Origin of the sequence: Georgenia sp. SYP-B2076, from assembly GCF_003991205.1 — a bacterium.
In the GTDB taxonomy this organism is placed as follows: domain Bacteria; phylum Actinomycetota; class Actinomycetes; order Actinomycetales; family Actinomycetaceae; genus Georgenia.
Window position 1 is genome coordinate 38,002 of record NZ_RXOZ01000014.1, and the last position, 8,034, is coordinate 46,035.

Genomic DNA, 8,034 nt, shown 5'->3' on the forward strand with positions numbered 1-8,034 from the left:
GCTGGCCACTGGCACGACCTGCCCCGGGTGCCCGTCGGAAGACGGGCACCCGGGGTTTTTCGGCGCCCGGGCGCGCGGCGGCCGCGGTTGGTGGCGCCCGGGCGACACCACCTCGCGCTCCGCAGTTTCGGATTCCAGGCACTTATTGGTACGCACATGCGTGTCTATACTGCGTCCCATGCCGCAGTACCGGATCAGTGAGGCCGCGGGGCTGCTCGGCGTCAGCGATGACACCGTGCGCCGCTGGGTCGACGACGGACGCCTGAGCGCCGGCGTGGACGACGCCGGCCGCAAGGTCGTCGACGGCGCCGACCTCGCCCGCCGTGCCGTCGAGCACGCCACCGCCGTCAGCGGCCCGGGCGCCGACGGCGTGGGCCGCTCGGCGCGCAACCGCTTCACCGGGCTGGTCACCCGGGTCGTCGCCGACGGCGTCATGGCGCAGGTGGACCTGCAGTGCGGTCCCTACCGGGTGGTCTCGCTGATCAGCAGCGAGGCGGCCCGCGAGCTCGGGCTCGTGCCCGGGTCCTTGGCGACCGCCGTCGTCAAGGCCACGACCGTCATCATCGAGACACCGCGCGAGAGGCCCTGATGAACCTCGCCACGCGCCGCGCGCGCGCCGCCCGCACCCGCCGCGCCCGCGCCGCCGCCCTGCCCGCCCTGCTGCTGCCCGCCCTGGCGCTGGCCGCCTGCGCCGGCTCGGCGGACACGCGGGCCGAGACCTCCCCGGCCGGGACCTCCTCGGCCGCGGCGACGGCGCCCGCCGCGGCCGGGCCGAGCGGCGACCTCACCGTCTTCGCGGCGGCGTCGCTGCACGGGGTGTTCGAGCAGATCGGCGAGTCCGTCGAGCGGGAGCACCCGGGGGTGTCCGTCACCTTCTCCTTCGCCGGCTCCTCGGACCTGGTCACGCAGGTCCTCGCCGGCGCCCCCGCCGACGTCCTGGCCACCGCGAACGAGTCCACCATGGACGACGCCATCGCGGGCGGCGCCCTCACTGGCCGGCCGACCGTCTTCGCCGAGAACGTCCTGACGCTGGTCGTCCCGCCGGGCAACCCCGCGGGGATCACCGGGCTGGACGCCAGCCTCGACGGCAAGGCGCTCGTCGTGTGCGCCCCGCAGGTCCCGTGCGGCGCGGCCTCCCAGGAGCTGGCCGGGAAGCTCGGCGTCACGCTGAGGCCCGTGAGCGAGGAGTCCGCCGTGACCGACGTGCTCGGCAAGGTCACCTCCGGCCAGGCCGACGCCGGCCTCGTCTACACCACCGACGCGGTCGGCGCGGGCGGCGCCGTCGAGGTGGTCGAGGTGCCCGGCGCCGACCAGGTGGTCAACAGCTACCCCGTTGCCGCGCTCGCCGACAGCGCGAACCCCGCGCTCGCCGACCTGTGGATCGAGACCCTCACCGGCGAGCTCGCCCGCCACATCCTCTCGGACGCGGGCTTCACGCTTCCGTGACCGGCACGGGGGAGCGGCCGCGGAACCCGGCGAGCGGCGGTGGACCGGCGCCGGGCGTCGCCGCGGGCGCCGGGGGCCGGGCCTCCTCCGTGGCAGCGCGGGGGTCCGCGGGCGACGGCGGCTTCCCCCGCTGGGTCTTCGTGCCGGCCGCCGCCGCGGTGGCGCTCGTCGCGGTGCCGGTGCTCGGCATGCTGCTGCGGGTGCCGTGGTCGCGGTTCCCGGAGCTGGTCTCCTCCGAGGCGTCGGTGGCCGCCCTCGCGCTGAGCCTGCGCACCTCGGTGGCCGCCACGGCGGCGTGCGTGGTGCTCGGCGTGCCGCTCGCCCTCGTGCTGGCCCGCGCGCGCCTACCGGGACGCCGCGCGCTGCGCACGCTTGTCCTGCTCCCCCTCGTGCTCCCGCCGGTCGTCTCCGGGCTCGCGCTGCTGACCACGCTCGGCCGGCGGGGGCTGCTTGGCGCGCACCTCGAGACGCTCGGCGTCCAGCTGGCCTTCTCCACCGCCGCCGTCGTGGTCGCGCAGACCTTCGTCTCGCTCCCGTTCCTGGTCATCTCCCTCGAGGGGGCGGTCCGCACGGCGGGGCGCCGGTACGAGGACGTCGCCGCCACCCTCGGGGCGCGGCCCACCACCGTGCTGCGCCGGGTGACCCTGCCGCTGCTGCTCCCGGCGCTGGGCTCGGGCACCGCGCTGGCCTTCGCCCGGTCGCTGGGCGAGTTCGGCGCCACGCTCACCTTCGCCGGGTCCCTGCAGGGCGTCACCCGAACCCTGCCGCTGGAGATCTACCTCCAGCGCGAGACCGACCCCGACGCGGCCCTCGCGCTGTCGGTGGTCCTCATCGCCGTGGCCGCGGTGATCGTGGTGCTCACCCAGGGCGAGGTCGTCGGGCGGCGCGCACGCCGGCCGCGGCCGGCCATGGCCGACGCCGCCGAGCAGGGGCTGGCCCGATGAGCGCGCCCGGTCCCGCGCCCGCGCCCCATCCCGCGCCCGGCCCCGCGCCCGCGCCCCATCCCGCGCCAGCGCCGGGTTTCGGGCTCGGATCGGTGAGGATTCGACGGTCATCAGGCGTCGAATCCTCACCGGTAGCCCCACCGGGCCTATCGGTCCATGCCGCGGTGCCCGACCGGGACGTGCGCCTCGACCTCGACCTGGTCGCCGGCCAGGTCCTCGGGGTGCTCGGCGCCAACGGCGCGGGCAAGTCCACCCTCCTGGGTCTGGTGGCCGGGCTCGTGCGACCCGCCTCGGGCGCGGTCCGGATCCACGGCCGCACGGTGGCCGACGCCGGCACGTGGGTGCCGCCGCACGCGCGCCGCGTCGCGCTGCTTGCGCAGGAGCCGCTGCTCTTCCCGCACCTGGACGCCCTGGCCAACGTGGCGTTCGGGCCGCGCGCCGCGGGCGTCCCGCGGGCCGCGGCGGAGCGGGTGGCGCGCGAGCGCCTGGACCAGGTGGGCGCCGCCGACCTGGCCGGCCGCCGCCCGCACGAGCTCTCCGGCGGGCAGGCGCAGCGCGTGGCCCTGGCACGCGCTCTCGCGCCCGACCCCGAGGTCGTGCTGCTCGACGAGCCGCTCTCCGCCCTCGACGTCGACGCCGCCGCGGCCATGCGCCAGCTGCTGCGCGCCGTGCTGCGCGACGCCGGGCGCACGGCCGTGCTGGTCACCCACGACCTGCTCGACGTCCTCGCCGTCGCCGACGTGGTCGTCGTCCTGGACGGCGGCCGCGTCGTCGAGAGCGGCTCGACGCTCGACGTGCTCACGCGCCCCCGCTCGTCGTTCACGGCGAGCCTGGCCGGCGTGAACCTCGTGGGCGGCACCCTCACGCCCGGCGGGGAGCTGGTGGCTCCCGCGGTCGGCGGGGAGCTGGTGGCTCCCGCGGTCGGCGGGCCGCGCGCGGGCACCACCGACGCCACGGACGCCACGGACGCCGCCGACACGACCGCCCCCGCGGGTGCCGTGGCACCCTCCGACACGACCGCCCCCGACGGCGCCCTGGTGCTCCACGGCCTCGTGGACCCGGCCTGCCGTCCCGGCACGGCGGTGGCCGCCACCTTCAGCCCCCGGGCCGTCGCGGTCCACCTCACGCCCCCGGGCGGCAGCCCGCGCAACACGGTGACCGTCACGGTCGCCACGCTCGAGCACCAGGGCGAGCTGGTGCGGATCCGCGGCACCGTGCCGAGCGGGCACCTGCTCGCCGCCGACATCACGCCGGCATCCGTCGCCTCCCTCGGGCTCGCCCCTGGCGCGTCGGCCATCTTCTCGGTCAAGGCTGCCGAGGTGGCGATCTACCCGGCGTGAGCGCGCCGCGGGTCGCGACGCGCCACGGCACGGGCGGGTACTGCTCCCGGTCACCGCGCAGCCCGGGCAGGGAGCGTCCCGGTCACACCGTGCCGCAGGAACGGTCCCGTCACGCCGCGGTCTGGGCGCGGGCCGGACGACCGGCGGGGTCCGGAGCCCCGTTCGATGCTGCGTGGTGAGCCGGCTCGCCGGCTGCTGGCTGCGCCACCGGAGCCGCGCCGCCGCCGTCGCCGCTTGGGGCCGCACCTACCGCGCCATGGGCGACGGCGGCGTCGGCCTCGCGGGCGATGAAGGAGCCGAGCTCGCCGATGGTGCTCATCAGGGGAGCCGGGAACACGACCGTGGTGTTCTTGTCCACGCCGATCTCGATCAGGCTCTGCAGGTTCCGCAGCTGCAGCGCGAGCGGGTGGGCCATCATCGTGTCCGACGCGTCACCGAGCGCCGCGGCAGCCAGGGACTCACCCTCGGCGTTGATGATCTTCGCGCGCTTCTCCCGCTCCGCCTCCGCCTGCTTCGCCATCGCGCGCTTCATGCTCTCGGGCAGCTGGATGTCCTTCAGCTCCACCAGCGTCACCTCCACGCCCCACTCCACCGTGGTGACGTCGAGGATCTTGCGGATGACCTGGTTGATGCGGTCGGTCTCCGAGAGCGTCTCGTCGAGGGTGTGCTGACCGACGACCTTGCGAAGGGTCGTCTGGGCGATCTGGTCGATCGCGGAGTACACGTTCTCGATCGCGATGACCGACTTCACGGCGTCGACCACGCGGAAGTAGGCCACCGCAGAGACGCCGACGCTGACGTTGTCCCGCGTGATGATGCCCTGGGACTGGATCGGCAGCGTGATGATCCGGAGCGAGACCCGCCGCAGGACGTCAACGATCGGGATGATGAGCCGGAAGCCGGGGGCTCGGACGCCTACCACCCGGCCGAACCGGAACAACACCCCTCGCTCGTACTGCTTGACGATCCGCACGGACAGCGCCGCGAGTACGAGGATCACGGCGACGATGACGACGACGGTGATGACGGCTGCTGCACTCATGACGGTTCTTTCCGCAGGACGAGCCTGAGACGATCATCGCCTCAATTTTACGCCTCCTTAAGGGGCCCGGCCCCGGTGGGGCAACCACGGCCCGGCGACCCCGGCGCCGCGGTGTCGGGCACCCGATCTCCACCGCGGCCCGGGTCTTGGGCGTCGGCCCCTATGCGCCGGCGCGTGGGGTCCCGCAGAATGTGTCCCGACCTTCCCCCGGCCGGCGCCACACCTCCAGGTCCCGCCGGCTTGGTCCCTCGACCCGACGGAGTGAGCCATGTACACCCTCACCGGCGTCAGCAAAATCTTCCGGAACAGCGGGGAGACCGTCCACGCGCTGCGGGCGGTCGACCTTGAGATCGGTGACGGCCAGATGGTCACGATCCAGGGACGGGCCGGCGCGGGCAAGTCCGCGCTGGTCCGCATCCTCGGCGCGGCGGACCGGCCCACGTCGGGCTCCGTGCTCCTCGGTCAGGAGGACCTGGCCGAGGCCACGGACAAGCGCCTGGACCTGTTGCGTGCCGGTGACATCGGGGTCGTCAGTGGGTCGCCCCGCCTGTTCCCCACACTCACCGCGGAGGAGAATGTCGAGCTCACGCTCGTGCGGCTCGGCATCGCCGCGCCTGCCCGCCGCGGCGCGGCGCACGCGGCGCTGGTGGCCGTGGGAATGGCCGATCACGCGCGTGAACTCGCGGCACGGCTGACCGGCGTCGAGCGGCAGCGTGTGGCCATCGCGCGGGCGATGGTGCGAAGTCCCCAGGTGCTGCTCGCGGACGAGCCAACCGGCGGCCTCGACGAGGCCGGCCGGGAGGCGATCCTTGCGGTCATCGACGGCGTGCGGCGCGAGCCCGAGCACGGGGTGACAGTCGTCGTCGCCACCCGTGACCCTGCCGTCGCCGCCCGTGCCGAGCGGCTGCTCCTCCTCGACCGCGGCACGGTCCTCGAGGCCGCCCCCATGTCCCGGGCTGCCTGAGGGGCGTCCGAAGTCGCAGGGCCCTGCGCGGGTCTACGCCCAACCCAGTCGGTGCGGCAGTTCGCGTTCCCTGGTCGGGGCCGCAGAACTCGCCTGACCTGGGACGTGTGCGGCAAGGCTGCGAGCGGGTGTGGTGGTGCAGCGAGATCCTGCCCGTTCCTCATCCCGGCACGCCGGCGCCCCGAAGGTACTCGGCCAGCACCACGGCCTGGTTGTGCTCGGTGTCCTTGGCGCCGTACAGCAACGTCAGGGAGCCACGCTCACGCTCGAGCCGGCGCAGCGTCTCGACCGCGGGGTTCGCCTCGAGCTCGGCGCGGTAGCGGCTGGCGAACTCGGCGAAGCGCGCCGGGGCGTGGCCGAACCAGGTGCGCAGCTCGTCCGACGGCGCGACCTCCTTCAGCCAGAGGTCAAGATGAACGTCGGCCTTGGCAAGCCCGCGGGGCCACAGGCGGTCCACGAGAACCCGGGCGCCGTCGGCATCGCCCTGCCGGTCGTCGTAGATGCGAGCGATGGAGATTGCCATGTCACGTCCTTTCAGGGCCGGGCCGGTTTCACGTGAAACCGGCCAACGACTGTCCGTAACACATGGGAAGCGCACTACTCGCGGGGCGGCTTGCCGCTGCCGCTGCCGCTGCCGCTGCCGCTGCCGCTGCGACGATCGTGCCCGTGCGACGCGGCAGCAGCAAGCGCCGCCCACTCGGCAGGCCGATCCCGGGGTGCGCCTCCCCCACGCACCATCGGACTGCCCGGCCACAGGCGGCACCGGGCACGGCACTGACGGACTCGACGCGCTGGACATTCTCGGATGCGGGCGGCCGTGGAATTCTCGGATGCGGGCGGCCGTGGAATTGGAGAGGCTTCCCGTGTGGGCACCAGCACCGACGACTCGGTCGTTCCCGACACCACCACCTGCTGCATCGTGGGCTGTGGACCGGCAGGCGCGATGCTCGGGCTCATGCTCGCCCGGGCCGGCGTCGACGTCGTCGTGCTCGAAAAGCACGCGGACTTCTTCCGCGACTTCCGCGGCGACACCGTCCACGCCTCCACGCTCACCGTGCTCGATGAGCTCGGCCTGATCGACCGCTTCGCACGGGTTCCCCAGCAACGGACCACCGCCATTGCGGTGATGACCGACGACGGGACTACGACGATGGCCGACTTCACCGGCCTTCCAGGGAAGTACCCGTACATCACGATGGTCCCCCAGTGGGACTTCCTCGACTTCGTGACCGGGGAGGCATCGCGCTACCCGTCGTTCCGGCTACTGCGTAACGCGGAGGCCTACGGGCTCATCACGCAGGACGGCGCCGTCCGTGGCGTCCGGTATCGGGACGCCCGGGGCACCCACGAGCTCCGAGCCCTGCTCACGGTGGCGGCCGACGGCCGGAGCTCCGTGCTCCGGCGGGCCGCGGGCCTACCCGTCATCGAGCTCGGTGCGCCCATGGACGTGCTCTGGTACCGGCTGCCCAAGACGGCGTCCGACCCGCCTGGATCCTTCGCACGGCTCACACCCGGCCGGATCCTTCCGATGCTAGACCGCGGCACCTATTGGCAGGGCGCATACACGATGCCGAAGGGAAGCTTCGCCGAGCTCAAGGCTCGCGGGATCGACGCCCTCCACCAGGACCTCCGCCAGTGGCTACCGTTCATGGCCGACCGGGTCGAGAGCATCACCGACTGGGACGACGTCGGCTTCCTCGAGGTGCGGATGAACCGCCTGCGGCGATGGCACCGCCCCGGTTTCCTGTGCATCGGCGATGCCGCCCATGCCATGTCCCCCGTCGGCGGAGTGGGGATCAACATGGCCGTCCAGGACGCGGTCGCCGCGGCGAATGCGCTCATCGGGCCGCTGCTGGCGGGGCAGCTGACTGAGGACGACCTCCGGGCAGTCCAGCGCCGGCGCGAGTTCCCAACCCGGATGACCCAGCGCATGCAGCGCATCATGCAACGCGCCATGATCTCGCCGGCGCTGGAGGCAAGACACGCCGCACAGTTGCCCACCGCGGCGCGTGCCGCGCTTCGGGTGAGCCTCCTCCGACGACTTCTCTCCCGACTGATCGGGATCGGATTCCGCGCCGAGCACGTGAGGGACATTCGCCACGCCGCCTCGCCACACGCGCCAAAAAGCCGGCCGATCATCGGGCCGTCATGGCGCCGGTAATTCGGGTGCTGGGATGCAGAAAGGCCCCCACCGGTGGTGGGGGCCTTTCTGTTGATGGGTGTTCGGCGGTGTCCTACTCTCCCACACAGTCTCCCGTGCAGTACCATCGGCGCTGAGGGGCTTAGCTTCCGGGTTCG

The 8,034-nt window shown here is 73.7% G+C and carries 8 protein-coding genes; 6 read left to right on the top strand and 2 right to left on the bottom strand.

Annotation, left to right across the window (positions count from 1 at the left end; translation table 11 throughout):
• Positions 1 to 178 precede the first annotated feature (178 nt).
• The 4 genes from EJK16_RS08645 (at position 179) to EJK16_RS08660 (ending at position 3,730) form a co-directional block, all read left to right on the top strand.
• Positions 179 to 589 (top strand): molybdopterin-binding protein, encoded by a 411-nt coding sequence (locus EJK16_RS08645; protein WP_127128367.1) that lies wholly within the window; start codon positions 179 to 181, stop codon positions 587 to 589.
• A complete protein-coding gene (gene modA, locus EJK16_RS08650) occupies positions 589 to 1,446 on the top strand; it encodes a molybdate ABC transporter substrate-binding protein (RefSeq protein ID WP_127128369.1) in 858 nt (285 codons plus the stop codon). The genes EJK16_RS08645 and modA overlap by 1 nt, the downstream gene beginning before the upstream one ends.
• Before the next feature lie 89 nt (positions 1,447 to 1,535).
• Entirely contained in the window at positions 1,536 to 2,390 is an 855-nt protein-coding gene (locus tag EJK16_RS08655; RefSeq protein WP_240645888.1) for an ABC transporter permease, read from the top strand.
• Positions 2,391 to 2,554: 164 nt separating this feature from the next.
• A complete protein-coding gene (locus EJK16_RS08660; RefSeq protein ID WP_240645889.1) occupies positions 2,555 to 3,730 on the top strand; it encodes an ABC transporter ATP-binding protein in 1,176 nt (391 codons plus the stop codon).
• 109 nt (positions 3,731 to 3,839) lie between these two features.
• Here EJK16_RS08660 and EJK16_RS08665 read toward each other — a convergent pair whose 3' ends face one another.
• Positions 3,840 to 4,772 carry a slipin family protein gene (locus tag EJK16_RS08665; RefSeq protein ID WP_127128373.1) on the bottom strand — a complete coding sequence of 311 codons (933 nt, stop codon included), beginning with the start codon at positions 4,770 to 4,772 and terminating at the stop codon, positions 3,840 to 3,842.
• Between the two features lie 268 nt (positions 4,773 to 5,040).
• Here EJK16_RS08665 and EJK16_RS08670 point away from each other — a divergent pair, with 268 nt between their 5' ends.
• The gene (locus EJK16_RS08670; RefSeq protein ID WP_127128375.1) at positions 5,041 to 5,736 is read left to right on the top strand and encodes an ABC transporter ATP-binding protein; all 696 of its coding nucleotides are present in this window, start codon (positions 5,041 to 5,043) and stop codon (positions 5,734 to 5,736) included.
• A gap of 160 nt (positions 5,737 to 5,896) precedes the next feature.
• Here the strand turns inward: EJK16_RS08670 and EJK16_RS08675 are convergent, their stop codons facing one another.
• A complete protein-coding gene (locus EJK16_RS08675) occupies positions 5,897 to 6,259 on the bottom strand; it encodes a DUF488 domain-containing protein (RefSeq protein WP_127128377.1) in 363 nt (120 codons plus the stop codon).
• A gap of 342 nt (positions 6,260 to 6,601) precedes the next feature.
• On the opposite strand from EJK16_RS08675, the gene EJK16_RS08680 reads away from it, so the two are divergent.
• Positions 6,602 to 7,897 (top strand): FAD-dependent oxidoreductase, encoded by a 1,296-nt coding sequence (locus EJK16_RS08680; RefSeq protein ID WP_240645890.1) that lies wholly within the window; start codon positions 6,602 to 6,604, stop codon positions 7,895 to 7,897.
• Positions 7,898 to 8,034 lie beyond the last annotated feature (137 nt).

Coding starts and splice junctions, on each gene's coding strand:
- EJK16_RS08645 (WP_127128367.1), top strand. CDS start 179: ATGCCGCAGTACCGGATCAGTGAGGCCGCGGGGCTGCTCGGCGTCAGC.
- modA (WP_127128369.1), top strand. CDS start 589: ATGAACCTCGCCACGCGCCGCGCGCGCGCCGCCCGCACCCGCCGCGCC.
- EJK16_RS08665 (WP_127128373.1), bottom strand. CDS start 4,772: ATGAGTGCAGCAGCCGTCATCACCGTCGTCGTCATCGTCGCCGTGATC.
- EJK16_RS08670 (WP_127128375.1), top strand. CDS start 5,041: ATGTACACCCTCACCGGCGTCAGCAAAATCTTCCGGAACAGCGGGGAG.
- EJK16_RS08675 (WP_127128377.1), bottom strand. CDS start 6,259: ATGGCAATCTCCATCGCTCGCATCTACGACGACCGGCAGGGCGATGCC.